Here is a 14,488-nt window from a genome sequence, read left to right on the forward strand (position 1 = left end):
CTATAGGGAGCGCTCCCGACGAGACGGGTCGGGTGCTTCGGCACCCAGTCTGAAACGGTGTGGACGCATAGCTCAGTTGGTAGAGCAGCTGACTCTTAATCAGCGGGTCCTAGGTTCGAGCCCTAGTGCGTCCACCAAATTTCCAAATACTTACAGATAGTTAGACTATCTCCGGGATTGGGAATTCCATCCTCTTGAGTGGCTAGGTAGCTCTCTAGGTAGCGCGCTCCTGGAAACAGATTTTCTGAGCGAAAGTGCAAGAGAGCCGTAACGCTGGTTGTTTTCCGGCCCAGATCAAGCTCGCTTTCCAAGGCTGGCACGAATCGGCATTCTCAAAGTCGTCAGGCCTGCGGCTTATATTTGAGTTCCGCGATCCCATCCCTGCGGTACGAGGTGACCAAATGACAAATTCGGGTGCGATGATCGTGATCTGCCCGTCGTGCTCGACTGCAAATCGGGTGCCGAAGGATAAGCTTCTCGCGGGAGGCAAGTGCGGCCGATGCGGATCGCTGCTATTCCTAAAGCAGCCCTTGGTTCTCACCGCAGCCAACTTTGGTGCACACGCTACCAAAAGCGACATTCCGCTGCTCGTTGATTTCTGGGCAACCTGGTGCGGTCCTTGCCAGCAGATGGCTCCCGCCTTCACTGCGGCCGCCGGCCAACTCGAACCCAGAGTGCGTCTAGGAATGCTGGACACGGAAGCCGATCAGGCCGTTGCTGCCCGCTATGGAATCCGCTCGATCCCGACCCTGATCCTATTTTCAAAGGGGCGTGAGGTTGCCCGCCAATCTGGCGCGATGTCAGCTACTGCCATTGTCACCTGGGTGCGGCAGGCCCTTCCTGCATAGAATATGGTGCTAAATGCGGCGTCCGTATGCGAGAAGCTGGCGCTGCCAGCGGCACCGTCTCTGGCATGGGACCGAGACATTATTCAGATGCGCCTTGACGCAAAAGTTCGATAACCCGCGAGAGCTTGTCACGAACTACCTGCGCAGCCTTCGTCAATTCTGGATTATCGATTGCCTGCATTGAGGCCACCGGATCAATCGCGGCAACTTCGACCTCGCCGGAGCCGTACTGTTGGACAATGACATTACAGGGCAGCATCAGCCCGACCTTGTCTTCCACCTGCAACGCCTCATGGGCCAGGCCTGGATTGCACGCCCCAAGAATTGTGTAAGGCCGGAAATCGACGTCGATCTTCGACTTGAGTGTCTGCTGGATATCGATCCGGCTGATGACACCAAACCCTTCGGTTTTAAGGGCAGCTTCGGTGCGCGCAATGGCATCATCGAACGGACCCTGAAGCTTGGCGGCCATATAGTACGTCATCTTTGATCCTCTCAAATTCAGCAGTTCGGCCAAATCAGCCTATCACGCCGACTCGCCAGCTGTTTGCGGCAATCAAACCACCGCACGCGCAGTGACTGATTGGCGTTCCATCGAGTGTGCGCTTCACAGCTTCAAGGTGCCAACAAGAACTGCTGTCAAACTGCACCCGAATGCAGTCGTCTGCGTTGTTCATCGTCAGCACCTTGATGCCGTGCGTCATCCCCCGCTGGCCGGTTGAGGCTCCATTGGTCCCACGTCCGTGAGATTTTCTTCGTCCTTTTTCCGATGAACCAGAGCATAGAGCGCTGGAAGAACGAGCAATGTGAGTATCGTCGAGGAAATGATCCCGCCGATCACGACAGTCGCGAGCGGCCGCTGCACTTCGGAACCGGCACCGACGTTCAGCGCCATCGGTACGAAGCCGAGCGATGCCACGAGAGCCGTCATCATCACCGGGCGCAGGCGTGTCAGCGCGCCCTCGCGCACCGCCTCTAGTGCTCCCAGGCCGCGTTCGCGCAGGTCGCGTATGAAGGACAGCATGACGACACCGTTGAGCACCGCAACACCCGACAAGGCGATGAACCCGATCCCGGCGGAGATCGACATCGGGATCCCGCGCAATGCCAGGGCCGCCACCCCGCCAGTCAATGCGAGCGGCACGCCCGAGAAGACGATAGCCGCATCCTTCGTCGATCCGAACAGCGTGAACAGCAGCCCGAAGATCAACAGCAGCACAAGCGGCACGACCACCTGCAGCCGGGTCTTGGCCGACTGGAGCTGTTCGAACGTGCCGCCGTATTCAACGTAGTAGCCGGTCGGCAGTTCGACTTCGGCGCCGACCTTCTCCCGCAGTTCGGTGATGAAGGATCCCAGATCCCGGCCGCGCACGTTGGCGGTGATCACGGCGCGGCGCTTGCCGTTCTCACGGCTGATCTGATTGGGTCCGGCCGAGAGTGAGATGTCAGCCAGTTGTGACAGCGGTAGTGTCCCGCCGGCTGCAAGCCGAACGGGCAGATTGCCGAGTGCCGGTAAGTCCGTCCGCAGCGCTTCGGGCAGGCGCACGACGACGGCAAAGCGCCGGTCGCCCTCGAACACCTCGCCCGCCTTGCGGCCGCCAGTTGCCGTGGCCACGGCATCCTGAACCTCGGCCATGCTGATGCCATAGCGTGCGAGCATGTCACGGCGCGGTGTGACCGAGAGCATCGGCAGGCCCGTGACCTGCTCGAGCTTCACATCCTCAGCCCCGGGGATAGACGCCGCCACGTCGTTGATGGCATCGCCGCTCTTTAGCAGCTGCTCGAGGTCGTCGCCGAACAGCTTGATCGCCACATCGGCGCGCACGCCCGCGATCAACTCGTTCATGCGCATCTGCACCGGCTGGGTGAACTCGTAGTTGTTCCCGGGAATCTCCGACACCGCCTTGTTCAGTTCGGCCACAAGCTGGTCACGCGGCTTGCGCGGGTCGGGCCATTCGCTCCTGTCCTTGAGCATGATGAAATTGTCCGCGACCGATGGTGGCATGGGGTCGGTCGCGACATCGGCCGTACCGATCTTCGCAAAGACGCGCTCCACCTCCGGGAACTGCCGGATACGTTTCTCCAGTGACTCCTGCATCTGCACTGCCTGGCCAAGACTGGTGCCCGGAATACGCAGCGCGTGCATCGCGATGTCGCCTTCATCGAGGTTGGGGATGAACTCCGACCCTAACCGTGTTGCTCCCGCAGCGCTGAGGGTGACAAGCAGGACGGCAAAGGCAACAGCGAGCTTCGGCCGAGCCAAGGCCTTGTCGAGGAGCGGCGCGTACCGCTCGCTCATCCAGCGCATGACGCGGTTTTCCTTTTCCTCCACCTTGCCGGTGACGAAGAGGGCAACGGCAGCGGGCACAAGCGTCAGCGAGAGGATCAGCGCCGCCGTCAAGGCCAGCACGACGGTGGTCGCCATGGGATGGAAGGTTTTGCCCTCAATGCCTTCAAGCGCGAAAATCGGCAGATACACCGCGGTAATGATGACGATGCCGAAGATCGAGGGGCGGATGACTTCGGCGCTCGCCTTGGCCACGAGGCCAAACCGCTCGTCGCGATCGAGCAAGCGGCCCATTCGATGCTGGGCTTCGCCCAATCGTCGCAGGCAGTTCTCGACGATGATGACCGCTCCGTCGACGATCAGGCCGAAATCGAGCGCACCCAGGCTCATCAGGTTCGCAGAGGTTCGGGTCGCCAGCATGCCGGTCAGCGTCATGAGCATGGCGATCGGGATCACCGCAGCCGTGATCAGAGCCGCCCGGAAATTGCCGAGCAGCAGGAACAGGACCACAATCACGAGCAATGCCCCCTCGGCGAGGTTCTTCTCGACAGTGGCGATCGTGCGGTCGACCAGTTCGGTACGGTCATAGAGCGGGTGCGCCACCACGCCTGCGGGTAGCGAAGCTGTCGCCTGCTTGAGCTTCTCCGCAGCAGCCTGGGCAACAATCCGGGGGTTTTCGCCAGTCCGCATGAAGATGGTTCCGAGCACGATCTCCTTCGCATTTTCGGTTGCGGCACCTGTGCGCAGTTCGGACCCGATCACAACTTCGGCCACGTCACCGACGCGGATCGGCACGCCGCCGCGCGTCGCAACGAGGATCTGCGAGAGGTCTGCTTCATTGGCCGCCTGCCCGGGAACGCGGATCAGGATCTGCTCGCCGCCGCGCTCGACATAGCCCGCGCCGCGATTGGCGTTGTTGCGTTCCAGTGCCTCGACAAGATCGTTCAGCGACAGATTGAGCGCGGCCAACTGCGCCGGGTTGGGCGTGACATGGTATTGCCGTTCGTAGCCGCCGATAGTGTTCACCTCGGCCACGCCGGGAATGGTGCGCATCTGCGGCCGCACCACCCAATCGGACAGGGTCCTGAGATCGGTTGCCGTCCAGGGACTGCCATCGGGTTTGGTTGCGCCGGGCTTTGGTTCGATCGCGAACATGAAGATTTCGCCGAGCCCGGTGGCGATCGGCCCCATTTCCGGCTCGATCCCGGCCGGCAGTTGCGACCTGACCGCTTGCAGGCGCTCGTTGACCTGCTGGCGGGCGAAATAGGTGTCGGTGCCGTCCTCGAACACCACCGTGACCTGGCTCAGGCCATAGCGCGAGATCGAGCGCGTGTAGGAAAGACCCGGAACGCCGGCGATCGCCGTCTCGATGGGAAATGTGATGCGCTGCTCGGATTCGAGCGGGGAATAGCCTTCGGCCTCCGTGTTGATCTGGACCTGGACGTTAGTGATGTCGGGTACGGCGTCGATGGGCAGCTTGGTCGCGCTCCACACGCCGATGGCAGATAAAAGGGCGACAACCGCGAGGACGAACCAGCGCTGGCGAATGGAAAAGCCGATGATGCGGGCAAGCATGGCGCTATCTCTCCCGCTCAATGATCATGGCTCGCGCCCGACTTCTCGATGTCGGCGCGGATGAGGAAGGAGCCCTTGGCGGCATAAGGCGTGCCCGGCTTGATGCCGCTCAGCACTTCGGTCCACTCGGGCGATGAGCGCCCCAGCTCGAGCATGCGAACTTCGTAGTCCTGGCCGAAATTGGCAAAGACGACCTTGAAGTCGCGGAACGGCTGGATGGCTTCGGTCCGCACGGCCAGTGGCACGGTGACGGCATTCACCACCACCTTGCCGCGCAATGCCATGCCGGCACGGAGCCGCCCCCCCCGATTGGGGACAGAGGTTCGCACCAGCGCCGTTCCGGCCTCGGCATTACCTTCGGGCAAATAGCCCCCGAGCTGGCTGGCCGCGACGGGCGTGCCGTCCATGGCTTCGATTTCTACCCGCATGCCGGGCTGGATCACCGCCAGATCCTTGGGGAAGATGTTGAAGACGACCGAGGTCTGGGCGGGGTCGGTGATGACATAGAGCGCGCGATCACCGGTCACGTTACCGGGGTTGCCGTTACGCTCGGCGACCACGCCGCTGACGGTCGCATAGACCGGATAGACTTGCAGGCTCTCGCTCGACTCGATGCGCGCCAGCAATTGCCCCCGCTGGACATAGTCGCCCACGGCCTTGGTCACGCTGACGACGCGGCCCGGAAACTGGCCACGGATTTCCGAACGGGCAGATGGGTCGAGTGCGACAGTGCCGAAGAGTTCGCGTGTCTCGCCGATTAACGCCGGACCTGCGGTCAGTATCTCGATGCCGCCCGCCTTGGCCGCCTCTGCCGTGATATGCGTGCGGCCTTCGGGACTGGCGTATTTCCAGACGTGCCGCTTGCCGTTTTCGACCGCGACCACCTCGACGTCGAAGCTGTGGGGTTCCTCGACCACGCCCTGACCGGCAAGGAACTTGCCTTCGGGCTTGAAAGCAAAAGTGTTGACCTCGCCCCCCAGTCGCCGGAGCGTCATGGTCAGCTGCACGGACCCCGGATCGACCGGTTGGCCACCTCGGCTGGCATAGACCCTGAACTGCGGTTCCTGCCCGGTTTCGAACACTGTGACCTCAACGGCAAAATCGCCATCCTTCAGGAGACGCCCGCCGTTGGGGCCTTGCTCGGCTTCGGCCCCCTCCTCGCCATGTTCCGCGGGTGCCGGACCGGAACCACAGGCGGCAAGCGGGAGGGCAAGAGCGAGTGCCGCGATAGCGGCGGTGAAACGGATGTTTTTCATTGTACTTCCTCCCCGGCGACGACGTCGAAGCGTCCGGTCAGCCGGTCGATCTGGGACAGGATGTCGCGGTAGCGGGTCATTGCTTCGACCCACTGCGACTGAACCTCGATGATGGCGTCGGCACCGTCCTGCACATCGCTGAAACGGAAACCGCCGCGATTGTAGCCTTCGCGGACCTGCTGGAGTGTGCGGACCGCCTTGGGATAGACATCCTGCATGATCCCGTCGGCGCGCATCCGGGCGGCATCAGCCTCGGCCCTGAGCGAGGCCAACTGGCGCAGACGGTCAAGGCGGGCCGCTTCGGCCAGCAGTTCGATCCGTTGCCGCTCGGCCTGCGCGCGCTCGATGTTGCCCCGATTGCGGTCGAAACGGCCCAGCGGGATCGAGATCCCGGCCACCAGTGCGACATCGCCCGTCTCGCGCAGATGCCGCACGCCGCCGCTCACCGTGTAATCCTGCACGCCGCGCGTCTGTTCGACCACGACCGCCGCCTGCGCCCGTTCCACCGTGGCAGATGCAAGCGCACTGTCAGCAGCGGCCAACTGGTGCAGGTGATCGTCCGGCTTCTCGATCCCGCGCGGCACCTCGACATCTTCTGCCTTGCCGCCCCAGAACGAGGCCAGCCTCGCGCGGGCGGCATTGCGGCGTGACCGGGCCTCGTCGAGCGCAAGCCGTGCCTGGGCTACGCGAGCTTCGGCGCGGGTTTCGACGAAGAGCGGATCCTTGTAGCCGCGTACCCGGCGCAGCGCTTCGGTCTGCATGGCGCGCTCGGTTTCGAGGCGTCGTTCGGCAAGCCAGACAACTTCTTCGGCGATCTGCAGGTCGATGAATGTGCGTTGCACTGCTTCGGCGAGGTCGAGCCGGGTGAGGCGCGCCGAAGCCTCCGCGACACCGATGTCACGTTCGGCATAGGCGATCCGCGCATCGCGCTTGCCCCCGCGTTCGATGGTCTGGGCATAAGTGACGGTCGTCTCGGCCTGCCGATAGACGTCATAGGCGCCGGTGCCGGCGATGTTTTCGGCTTCGACTGACAGGACGGGATTGGGACGAACATCGGCCTGGCTGCGCCCCGCCCTTGCAGACCGGATGCCTGCCTCCTGGGCCTGGATCGCGGGCGATGCCGCAATGGCGCGGCGGACGGCCTCGTCCAGACTTACGGGTTCCGCACTTGCCGCTATGGGCAAGGCCAGCGCCAAGCCGGCCAATAGGCCGGCGCGCAATGTCAAAGTCATGGGAACACTCCTGAAACGCTTTCAGTTTGCTCGCGCGTGTCTTCGACACGCGGGGCATTCAGGGCACGTCGGGAAAGCCAGCCAATCAGGGAAACCTCGGCACCCCCGACCGGCAAATCACTCATTCGAATGGTTGAAGCCATCAACAATCGGGATGCCATCTTATGCACCGCCGGCATGATGTTCGGTGTCTACAGTCGATCCCGGGCAGACTGTCATGGATATCGGGGTGCTGTCGGGCACCCGTTCATGGTCAACGTGCGAGATTTGCACACTATCGATTGTAGAGGCGGCAATCTGCACCGAACTTGTGAAACGCCACTGCCCCCGGGAACGATATCGGTACTTCTTCCAGTCGCTTTCCTGACAGGCGACCTGCTGGCCTTGCCTCATGAACGCGATGTGAAGATGGCCGCGGCTTCGGGCGAACCAGCGCTTTTGGCGAACGTAGCCACTGACAATCGTGTGGTCGCCTTCAGCCTTTACTTTGACCCAAAGCACATAGACCGATGAATTCGGGTCAATCTGAATGGGGATATCAACACGGGCCGGGCGCGCATCGACGGGGGTAGCGGCCATGAGCGCCGCAGGCGCAATTGCGCCCATAAGCAAGTATCGCATGTGGAAATAATCCTGAAAATACCAGATTCAACGCCGGGCTGCCCGGCGCGCGCAAAGCTGGGATCTCAGGCTGCTGGGGGCTCGGTTGGCGGAGTTGGCATCAGCGAGGCGAGCGCCGCAGCCTTGCTCGGCCAGAGCAACTCTTTGTTTGCGAAGGCCAGCATCGCGCCGTCGCTGCCATCAAATACCGTCGTCATGGGGCAATGGTGATGATGATAGAGTTCCTGCGAGGGATCCGAGGAAGAATCGTCGGAGAAATCTTCGTGGGCGTCAGCATGGTGCGCATCAGCCACAAGAACTGTGGCCTGACCGTGGTCGTCATGGGCAGCGGCAGGCGCATGAAAACCGGCGCAAAGCACCGAGAACAGAATCAGGAACTGGAGAACAATGCCCCTCATCGTTTCCACCTAGCAGAGCAATACAGCAGCAGCAAACGCATCACTTGCACTGTTCCTGGCCCAGAACATGACGAAGCTCCTCTGGGATCGACATGGGCACGAAGGCGCTGACCGATGCTCGACCAGTGTTCCCCAGAGGAATGCGGCCCAGCAGCGCGCCGAGGGGTGCAAGCATCAGACGCAGAACTTGTCCGCGCGCTTCGCGCCATTCGCGCCGGGAAATGGCAAAGATCAGCATGACGGCATGGGCATGGAGGTGGAGCCGCAGGATCTGCTGAGAAAGGATATGCGCGCGTTCCAGATAGTGCCAGGCATCGGCCGCGTCCTGGCCAGCCCTCGCTTGCCGGAAAGCACCGATCTCCGCCCAATATGCGGTTTCGAGCTGCTTCATACCGGAACCCCTCTTGCCGCAAGTTCATATCGAGCCTGCCGAACCACCTGCCATCCACCTTGAAGCCCGAGAAGCGCCATGATGAGCGCGACGACGAGGTCGGGGAGGCCGCTGCCCGTCCACAGCACCACGAAGCCCGCGCCAATCACCAGCAGGTTGTTGATCGCATCGTTGCGCGAGCAGACCCAGACTGATCGCATGTTGGCGTCACCCGACCGGAAACGATAGAGCAGGAGCGCCACCGAGATGTTCGTCACCAGCGCGAGAGCGCCGATGCCTGTCATCGCCCAAGGATCGGGCTGGGTTCCAGCAACAAGGCCCCAGACCGCCGAGACCATCACCCCGAGTGCAAAGGCCAGAATGGTCAGCCCTTTGACCAGCGCGGTCCGCGCCCGCCAGACAAGCGCCATTCCGGCGACGCCAAGGCTGATCGCGTAGTTTGCGGCATCGCCCAGAAAATCGAGCGCGTCAGCCTGTAGCGAGCGGGATCCCGATGCGGCACCCGCGATGATCTCGACGAAAAACATCACGGCATTGACGACGAGCGCGATCCACAACGCCCTGCGCCACGCAGGATCATTGCGCGCGGTGTCGTCACTGCAGGAACTGGCGCAGCAACTGTCCGCCATGGCCGAAACTCCTTGGTTCGTTCGAGTCGGCCCTCTATATGCACCCTGTAGCAACTACAGGGTCAAGCGATGAAAATCGGCGAACTGTCCAGGGCGACCGGCACCAACATCGAGACGATCCGCTATTACGAGCGGATCGGTTTGTTGCCCGAACCGGCCCGGACTGCGGGCAATTATCGCTCCTATGGCGAAGCGCATCGCACGCGGCTCGCTTTCGTCCGTCATTCACGCGAGTTGGGCTTCACCATCGAGGAAGTGCGCTCGCTGCTCGATCTGGCCGACCATCCCGAGCGCGAGTGCTGCGAGGCCGACCGGATCGCCACCCGGCATCTGGCGCAGGTCGAAGAGAAGATCGGCCAACTCGTTACCCTGCGCGACGAACTATCGCGCATTATCGGTCGCTGCCGGGGCGGACTTGCCGCCGATTGTCGCGTGATCGAGGCGCTGGGGGATCACACCATGTGCAACGGAGACCACGAATGATCTATCTGGTCGTCAAAACCGCTATCTCGGCGATCATCATTGTTGTGGTTTCCGAAGTCGCCCGCCGGAGCGCTGGACTTGGCGCATTGCTGGCATCGCTCCCGCTTGTCGCCGTGCTCAGCATGATCTGGCTCTGGCGCGACACTGGCGACGCAGCGCGTACGGCCAGCTATTCGCAAGCCACGTTCTGGTACGTTCTTCCGAGCCTGCCGATCTTCCTGCTGATCCCGGTTCTGCTCAAGCGCGGCTTCGCGTTCTGGCCCGCACTCGCGGCCGGCTGCGCTCTGACCATCGTCCTGTACGTCGGCATGGCGGCGTTACTCGCTCGTTGGGATGTTCGGCTGTGAAAGCGCCTCTCCGAATTGCGTGGTACGTCCGAGCGGGCTGGCTTGGGCGAAGGACGACTGCAGGCGCGGCCTTCATCGCGATCAAGGCGAAAACGCCCCCGCTCCAAACGTAACACAACTCGCGGAAGCATCTTGCCCCGCTCTCATTCGATTTGCCCGGATGTGCTCCGGGTTTCGCGGGAGCGGAGATTAAGACGCTCGCTTTTAATGCGACGACTAATGCTGTGCGTATACGCTGGTGCGCGCGGCCCCGAAGGCAATGACGTTATACCGTTGCGCGCGAACACCCGGCACCTCCATACCCGGCGATCCGATGGGCATTCCCGCAACTGCAAGCCCACGAACACCTTTCGGGCGGCTCGCCAGTACGCGGCGCATGTCCGCAATAGGAACGTGTCCCTCGAAGGCGATCCCGTCCACGATCGCGGTGTGGCATGACACCAGGTTTGCGGGAAGACCCACCTGCCGCTGGAACGCGGTACGGTTCGCGTCATCGACGATTCGCACATTTCTGCCGAAGGCCTGCCGAACCCGCGCAGCCCATTGTTCGCAGCACCCACACCCCGGATCGCGATGCATCAGGATGTCGCCTGCCGCTAGCGCGGGGGTCGAAAACAGCGCCAGTGCCAAAACGAGCTTTCGCATATGTGATCTCCTTATCCGCGGGTGGCCGCTGAACCGCTCCGGTGTAAACTAAGGTCCAGTCCGCATTTGCCAGTACTCACATGGCAATACGCGGAGGGTAGCGGACCACCCTCCGCGCACCATTGCTTACTTGTGATCCATGCCGCTCATGTCGTGACCAGCATGCTCACCAGCCTGCTCGCCATGCTCCTTGCAGCAGGCCATTTGGCCGAGCTCGTCCTTCTTGCAGCAACAGCACGACTTCTCTGGCGTCGGTGCAGGCTCGGCTGCAAACGCGGCTGTAGAAAGCGAGAGCACCAGGGCGCCCAGAAGATACTTGGATTTCATGTGTATTCTCCAGATAAGATTGAAACGGATCGGGAAACCGGCTGGCGCGGGGGCGGTGTCGGTGGCTCGGACTTCAATCCGGACAGGCTTTGGGGCGCCCGGATCTCCGGGCCGATCCAGTCCCATCGTATGGCATTCAGATTGGTGCCGATGGCAGGCGCAGCAAAGAGGCACGCATGACAGACCCGCGCCACGTCCGGTGCGCCATGATGATGTGAGCGGTCGCCGCTTCCCGGCATGTCGCCGCATTCCATGTTAGCAGTCTGCATCGAAGCCGCTGCCGGGGCGGCACAAAGCGGTCCTGCGCCGAACGCCAATGCTAGCGCAACAATGAGAGCGACGACCGATTTCATAGCATCAAGTCCTGCTCCGTTGCGACCCGTCGGTCCAGCCAAAGTCTTTGTGCATTGCCATCAGAATCAGAACCAAACCCTGACGCCAGCGACAAAACTGACCGCATCTGGATCTTCTCCTGCGAGCCGTGCCAAACGCGCGGTGTCACCCGCCTTCCGGCTCCATTCCACGCCAACATAGGGCGCGAGCTCGCGTCGGATCTCATAGCGCAAGCGCGCACCCAGTTCGAAGTCGGCGAGTCCTGATCCCACCCCGATCACGGGCATGTCCTGAGCGGAGAAATTAAGTTCCGCTCGAGGCTGGAAGATCAGGCGCTGGGTGATCCGCTCATCGTAGCTTCCCTCAAGGCGAGCCCGGATGTCACCCTTGTCGGAGAGGAACATCTGCCCCGTCAAATGGAACCAGTAAGGCGCGATTCCCTCTACCCCGAGCACGGCATAAGTCCGCGAGGGATTGGGCACTATATCGTGCCGCAAGCCGACATGGGCATTCCAGAACGGCGAGATGGCACGTGAATAGAGTGCCTGGATTTCCAGATCCTCGATCGGCTCGCCGAATGCGCCCTCGCCCTCTGTTTTGATCAGGAGGCGCTCGACGTCACCGCCGAACCAGGCCTCGCCTGCCCAACGATAACCGTCCCTACCCTTGCGCGCCTGGAATTCGGCGAGATCGAAGAGCACCATCGACCCGCTGAAGGCTCCATTCTCTCGCCGTAAAGCTTCGCGCGCGCGCGCCATCTCAGCGGGATCGAACACGGTATCCGCGGCATGGTCGCCTGGCGGCGCAGGGGCGGGAGCAGTTCCGATAGCCGGATCACCCTCGGACATGCCCGTCATGGCATTCATATCATGGCCGGAGTGATCGATGGCTTCAGGCCGTGGCGGACCGGCTGGCTTAGGCTCGGCAGCGTGTCCGGCATGGGGATCGACTGCGACAGGCGCGGGAACTGCAGCTTCGGGCTGACTATGGCCGGAATGGTCCATTGCAGCCGGCGCTGCCTCGCCTCGAGCAACTGTGCCGGGCGCATCCTTCATTTCCATGCCTGGCATGGAGGATTGGGCCACCGCAAAGCCGGGCGTTGCCAACAAGACAGCAGCGCTGATGAGAAGGGTCGCCTTCATGCCGCGTCCTCCTCATGGCGCACGGTCACGACCCGGAACATCCCCGACATCATATGCAGCAGCATGTGACAGTGGAATGCCCAGTCGCCGAGCTCATCGGCAGTCAGATCGAACGAGACCCTGCCGCCGGGCAGGACGTTGACCGTGTGTTTCAGCGGATGATGGCCGGGACTCCCAGTAACCAGTTCGAAGAAGTGTCCGTGCAAGTGAATCGGATGGGGCATCATGGTGTCGTTAATGAGATTGATGCGCACCCGCTCCATGTGGCGGAACGGGATTGGCTCCGTATTTTCGCTGAACTTCTCGCCGTCGAAGGACCACATGTAGCGCTCCATGTTGGCGGTCAGGTGCAGATCGATCTCGCGTGACGGCGTGCGCTTGTCTGGATTGGGCGCGAGCGATTTGAGGTCGCGGTAGGTCAGCACCCGGTGCCCGACCTTCTCAAGACCGGTCGGACGTTCGCCCGTGCGGTCCATGGGCATTGGCGAAAGCGTCGCAACGCCTGGTCCCATTTTGACCTGCGGCGCGACCGCGGGATCGCGCATCTTCATCGAGCCGTGATCCATCCCGGGCATGGCGTGGCCCATGGCTGCGTGATCAGCTGTACTCGCATCGGCACCGGGTGCAGCCATATCGCCCATGCCCATGTCCTTCATGGTGAGCAGCGGACGTTCGCGGATTGGCGGAATCGGCGCGACCATGCCGAGGCGCGGAGCAAGCGTCGCGCGCACCTGACCGGAGCGATCGATGGCCTCGGCAATGAAGCCATAGGCCTCGTCGGCCCTGGGTTCGACGATCACGTCATAGGTCTCCGCGATGCCGATCTGGAATTCGTCGGTCTCGACCGGCTGCACGTTTTGCCCATCTGCGGCGACCACCGTCATCGCGAGACCCGGAATCCGGACATTGAAATTCGTCATGGCGGCTGCATTGATGATGCGCAGGCGCACCCGCTCGCCAGGTGCGAACAGTCCGGTCCAGTTCGCGGCACTGTCATGGCCGTTGACCATGAAATGATAGGTTGCGCCGGTGACGTCGGAAATGTCGGTCGGGTCCATCCGCATCCCGGCCCATATGCGGCGTTCGGAGGCCGACTGGTCCTTGCCCGCGAGCAGGCCTGAGAGGGTCTGCTTCTGCATGTTGAAGTAGCCAGGCTGCGCCTTCAGCTTCCGCAGCTGGGTATGCGGATGCATGAAGCTCCAGTCGGCGAGCATGATTACATGTTCACGGTCATAGGCGACCGGATCGGGCGCGGCGGGATCGATGACGATCGCGCCATACATGCCCATCGCTTCCTGCATGCCGGAGTGGCTGTGATACCAATAGGTGCCAGACTGCTTGACGGGGAACTCGTACACGAAGGTCTGGCCGACCTTGATCCCCGGAAAGCTCACCCCCGGCACGCCGTCCATCTGGAAGGGCACGAGCAGCCCGTGCCAATGAATTGAGGTTTCCTCGTTCAGCGTGTTGTTCACCGCGAGGCGAACCTTCTGGCCCTCCTTTAACCGGATGACCGGGCCCGGTGTCGCACCGTTGATGCCGATGGCATGCCCATCACGTCCGCCGACCCGGAGCGAGGCATGACCGATGGATAGTGCGATTTGCTCCCCGGACACCACGGACATCGGGCCTGCGAGGCCAGGAGTTCCACTGCGCGCCCACGCGGGGAGCGCTGCCGAAAGCGCGAGGCCCCCGCCCCCCAAAGCAGCCGAACGAATGAGGGTACGGCGATCGAGCGCAAAAGAATGCATGAGTGGTATCCGGTAAGATTGACGGCTTCATCGTCCTTTACGCAGCCGCTTTCCCTAGCCCTCAGATCTGGTCGCCAATCATCGCCTTTAATTTCGCCCTGGCCCGGTAGAGGCGGGTCTCGACCGTCTTCTCGCTGACACCGAGCACCTCGGCAGCTTCGGCCTGGCCGAGGCCATCGATCGTGCGGAGGACCAGGGCCTCGCGCAGACGGGATGGCAAGCG

The 14,488-nt window shown here is 62.3% G+C and carries 17 protein-coding genes and 1 tRNA gene; 4 read left to right on the forward strand and 14 right to left on the reverse strand.

The features are described from left to right. The first annotated feature begins 61 nt into the window (after nucleotides 1-61). A tRNA-Lys gene (locus ACE3N9_RS03325) sits at nucleotides 62-137 on the forward strand. 282 nt (nucleotides 138-419) lie between these two features. Continuing rightward, complete coding sequence (trxC, locus tag ACE3N9_RS03330) at nucleotides 420-848, forward strand: thioredoxin TrxC (RefSeq protein WP_275229460.1); 429 nt, start codon at nucleotides 420-422, stop codon at nucleotides 846-848. Nucleotides 849-927: 79 nt separating this feature from the next. Here trxC and ACE3N9_RS03335 read toward each other — a convergent pair whose 3' ends face one another. From ACE3N9_RS03335 to ACE3N9_RS03370, 8 genes are all read right to left on the reverse strand, one after another. Continuing rightward, nucleotides 928-1,365 (reverse strand): DUF302 domain-containing protein, encoded by a 438-nt coding sequence (locus tag ACE3N9_RS03335; protein ID WP_245638441.1) that lies wholly within the window; start codon nucleotides 1,363-1,365, stop codon nucleotides 928-930. Between the two features lie 183 nt (nucleotides 1,366-1,548). Next, the gene (locus ACE3N9_RS03340) at nucleotides 1,549-4,710 is read right to left on the reverse strand and encodes an efflux RND transporter permease subunit (protein WP_144901086.1); all 3,162 of its coding nucleotides are present in this window, start codon (nucleotides 4,708-4,710) and stop codon (nucleotides 1,549-1,551) included. Nucleotides 4,711-4,727: 17 nt separating this feature from the next. Further along, nucleotides 4,728-5,966, reverse strand: a complete 1,239-nt coding sequence (locus ACE3N9_RS03345; RefSeq protein ID WP_066556664.1) for an efflux RND transporter periplasmic adaptor subunit — start codon at nucleotides 5,964-5,966, stop codon at nucleotides 4,728-4,730. Then, nucleotides 5,963-7,198, reverse strand: a complete 1,236-nt coding sequence (locus tag ACE3N9_RS03350) for a TolC family protein (RefSeq protein ID WP_144901088.1) — start codon at nucleotides 7,196-7,198, stop codon at nucleotides 5,963-5,965. Before ACE3N9_RS03350 ends, ACE3N9_RS03345 begins: the two co-directional genes overlap by 4 nt. 162 nt (nucleotides 7,199-7,360) lie before the next feature. Then, entirely contained in the window at nucleotides 7,361-7,819 is a 459-nt protein-coding gene (locus ACE3N9_RS03355) for a hypothetical protein (RefSeq protein ID WP_144901090.1), read from the reverse strand. Nucleotides 7,820-7,884: 65 nt separating this feature from the next. Next, the gene (locus tag ACE3N9_RS03360) at nucleotides 7,885-8,226 is read right to left on the reverse strand and encodes a hypothetical protein (RefSeq protein WP_374280846.1); all 342 of its coding nucleotides are present in this window, start codon (nucleotides 8,224-8,226) and stop codon (nucleotides 7,885-7,887) included. Between the two features lie 31 nt (nucleotides 8,227-8,257). Next, nucleotides 8,258-8,608, reverse strand: coding sequence for a DUF3703 domain-containing protein (locus tag ACE3N9_RS03365; RefSeq protein WP_066556653.1), 351 nt, complete (start codon nucleotides 8,606-8,608; stop codon nucleotides 8,258-8,260). Beyond that, complete coding sequence (locus ACE3N9_RS03370) at nucleotides 8,605-9,237, reverse strand: cation transporter (RefSeq protein ID WP_027443900.1); 633 nt, start codon at nucleotides 9,235-9,237, stop codon at nucleotides 8,605-8,607. The genes ACE3N9_RS03365 and ACE3N9_RS03370 overlap by 4 nt, the downstream gene beginning before the upstream one ends. A 69-nt stretch (nucleotides 9,238-9,306) precedes the next feature. Here ACE3N9_RS03370 and ACE3N9_RS03375 point away from each other — a divergent pair, with 69 nt between their 5' ends. Continuing rightward, on the forward strand, nucleotides 9,307-9,720 hold the full coding sequence (locus tag ACE3N9_RS03375; RefSeq protein WP_066556650.1) for a helix-turn-helix domain-containing protein: 414 nt from the start codon (nucleotides 9,307-9,309) through the stop codon (nucleotides 9,718-9,720). Beyond that, a complete protein-coding gene (locus ACE3N9_RS03380; protein ID WP_066556635.1) occupies nucleotides 9,717-10,067 on the forward strand; it encodes a DUF3147 family protein in 351 nt (116 codons plus the stop codon). The genes ACE3N9_RS03375 and ACE3N9_RS03380 overlap by 4 nt, the downstream gene beginning before the upstream one ends. A 216-nt stretch (nucleotides 10,068-10,283) precedes the next feature. On the opposite strand, the gene ACE3N9_RS03385 is transcribed toward ACE3N9_RS03380, so the two are convergent. From ACE3N9_RS03385 to ACE3N9_RS03410, 6 genes are all read right to left on the reverse strand, one after another. Further along, nucleotides 10,284-10,712 (reverse strand): DUF411 domain-containing protein, encoded by a 429-nt coding sequence (locus ACE3N9_RS03385; protein ID WP_066556631.1) that lies wholly within the window; start codon nucleotides 10,710-10,712, stop codon nucleotides 10,284-10,286. A gap of 126 nt (nucleotides 10,713-10,838) precedes the next feature. Further along, complete coding sequence (locus ACE3N9_RS03390; protein ID WP_066556628.1) at nucleotides 10,839-11,039, reverse strand: hypothetical protein; 201 nt, start codon at nucleotides 11,037-11,039, stop codon at nucleotides 10,839-10,841. After that, the gene (locus ACE3N9_RS03395; RefSeq protein WP_144901092.1) at nucleotides 11,036-11,392 is read right to left on the reverse strand and encodes a hypothetical protein; all 357 of its coding nucleotides are present in this window, start codon (nucleotides 11,390-11,392) and stop codon (nucleotides 11,036-11,038) included. The genes ACE3N9_RS03390 and ACE3N9_RS03395 overlap by 4 nt, the downstream gene beginning before the upstream one ends. 66 nt (nucleotides 11,393-11,458) lie before the next feature. Further along, complete coding sequence (locus ACE3N9_RS03400) at nucleotides 11,459-12,514, reverse strand: copper resistance protein B (protein WP_304534821.1); 1,056 nt, start codon at nucleotides 12,512-12,514, stop codon at nucleotides 11,459-11,461. Continuing rightward, the gene (locus tag ACE3N9_RS03405; RefSeq protein ID WP_066556623.1) at nucleotides 12,511-14,265 is read right to left on the reverse strand and encodes a copper resistance system multicopper oxidase; all 1,755 of its coding nucleotides are present in this window, start codon (nucleotides 14,263-14,265) and stop codon (nucleotides 12,511-12,513) included. Before ACE3N9_RS03405 ends, ACE3N9_RS03400 begins: the two co-directional genes overlap by 4 nt. 61 nt (nucleotides 14,266-14,326) lie before the next feature. Beyond that, nucleotides 14,327-14,488, reverse strand: a 162-nt coding sequence (locus ACE3N9_RS03410; RefSeq protein WP_374280861.1) for an RNA polymerase sigma factor, incomplete at its 5' end; no start/stop codon positions are given.

The sequence above is a fragment of the Novosphingobium sp. genome, from assembly GCF_041905565.1.
GTDB lineage: Bacteria > Pseudomonadota > Alphaproteobacteria > Sphingomonadales > Sphingomonadaceae > Novosphingobium.

What these genes read in the sequence shown, in the direction of transcription:
- trxC (WP_275229460.1), top strand. Translation starts at nt 420, where the DNA reads ATGATCGTGATCTGCCCGTCGTGCTCGACTGCAAATCGGGTGCCGAAG.
- ACE3N9_RS03340 (WP_144901086.1), bottom strand. Translation starts at nt 4,710, where the DNA reads ATGCTTGCCCGCATCATCGGCTTTTCCATTCGCCAGCGCTGGTTCGTC.
- ACE3N9_RS03345 (WP_066556664.1), bottom strand. Translation starts at nt 5,966, where the DNA reads ATGAAAAACATCCGTTTCACCGCCGCTATCGCGGCACTCGCTCTTGCC.
- ACE3N9_RS03350 (WP_144901088.1), bottom strand. Translation starts at nt 7,198, where the DNA reads ATGACTTTGACATTGCGCGCCGGCCTATTGGCCGGCTTGGCGCTGGCC.
- ACE3N9_RS03355 (WP_144901090.1), bottom strand. Translation starts at nt 7,819, where the DNA reads ATGCGATACTTGCTTATGGGCGCAATTGCGCCTGCGGCGCTCATGGCC.
- ACE3N9_RS03365 (WP_066556653.1), bottom strand. Translation starts at nt 8,608, where the DNA reads ATGAAGCAGCTCGAAACCGCATATTGGGCGGAGATCGGTGCTTTCCGG.
- ACE3N9_RS03370 (WP_027443900.1), bottom strand. Translation starts at nt 9,237, where the DNA reads ATGGCGGACAGTTGCTGCGCCAGTTCCTGCAGTGACGACACCGCGCGC.
- ACE3N9_RS03375 (WP_066556650.1), top strand. Translation starts at nt 9,307, where the DNA reads ATGAAAATCGGCGAACTGTCCAGGGCGACCGGCACCAACATCGAGACG.
- ACE3N9_RS03380 (WP_066556635.1), top strand. Translation starts at nt 9,717, where the DNA reads ATGATCTATCTGGTCGTCAAAACCGCTATCTCGGCGATCATCATTGTT.
- ACE3N9_RS03385 (WP_066556631.1), bottom strand. Translation starts at nt 10,712, where the DNA reads ATGCGAAAGCTCGTTTTGGCACTGGCGCTGTTTTCGACCCCCGCGCTA.
- ACE3N9_RS03390 (WP_066556628.1), bottom strand. Translation starts at nt 11,039, where the DNA reads ATGAAATCCAAGTATCTTCTGGGCGCCCTGGTGCTCTCGCTTTCTACA.
- ACE3N9_RS03395 (WP_144901092.1), bottom strand. Translation starts at nt 11,392, where the DNA reads ATGAAATCGGTCGTCGCTCTCATTGTTGCGCTAGCATTGGCGTTCGGC.
- ACE3N9_RS03400 (WP_304534821.1), bottom strand. Translation starts at nt 12,514, where the DNA reads ATGAAGGCGACCCTTCTCATCAGCGCTGCTGTCTTGTTGGCAACGCCC.
- ACE3N9_RS03405 (WP_066556623.1), bottom strand. Translation starts at nt 14,265, where the DNA reads ATGCATTCTTTTGCGCTCGATCGCCGTACCCTCATTCGTTCGGCTGCT.